This is a genomic window from Christiangramia marina (assembly GCF_048285865.1).
In the GTDB taxonomy this organism is placed as follows: Bacteria; Bacteroidota; Bacteroidia; order Flavobacteriales; family Flavobacteriaceae; genus Christiangramia; species Christiangramia marina.
The window spans coordinates 1-401 of record NZ_JBLVTK010000019.1 but is presented as its reverse complement, the minus strand read 5'-3'; the positions used below and the strand labels follow the sequence as shown (position 1 = coordinate 401).

The following is a 401-nucleotide window of genomic DNA, read 5'->3' as shown; positions in this document are numbered from 1 at the left end:
GCCGCTCCACAAGCATGAGGCCCGAAGGTCCCCCACTTTCATCCGTAGATCGTATGCGGTATTAGCGTAACTTTCGCTACGTTATCCCCCACTTCTGGGTACGTTCCGATATATTACTCACCCGTTCGCCACTCGCCACCAGGCCGAAGCCCGTGCTGCCGTTCGACTTGCATGTGTAAAGCATGCCGCCAGCGTTCAATCTGAGCCAGGATCAAACTCTTCAGTGATGGCGTAGGAGGCGATGTTGAAGGGCACGCCCAGGAAGATGTCGGCGCTGCGCTGGTAGAGCTGGCAGGAAAGCTTGCCGTCGGCGACATAGAACTGGAACAGCGCATGGCAGGGCGGCAGCTTCATCTTCGGCACGTCGGCCACGTTCCAGCTTGATACGATCATGCGGCGCG

Annotated in this window: 1 rRNA gene and 1 pseudogene; both read right to left on the bottom strand. The window is 58.4% G+C overall.

The annotated features are described in order from the left end of the window. A 16S ribosomal RNA gene (locus ACNKXS_RS15125) occupies positions 1-227 on the bottom strand; the annotation flags it as partial. Next, positions 226-401: pseudogene (gene thyA, locus ACNKXS_RS15120) on the bottom strand (thymidylate synthase); the annotation flags it as partial. The pseudogene thyA and the gene ACNKXS_RS15125, both read right to left, overlap by 2 nt.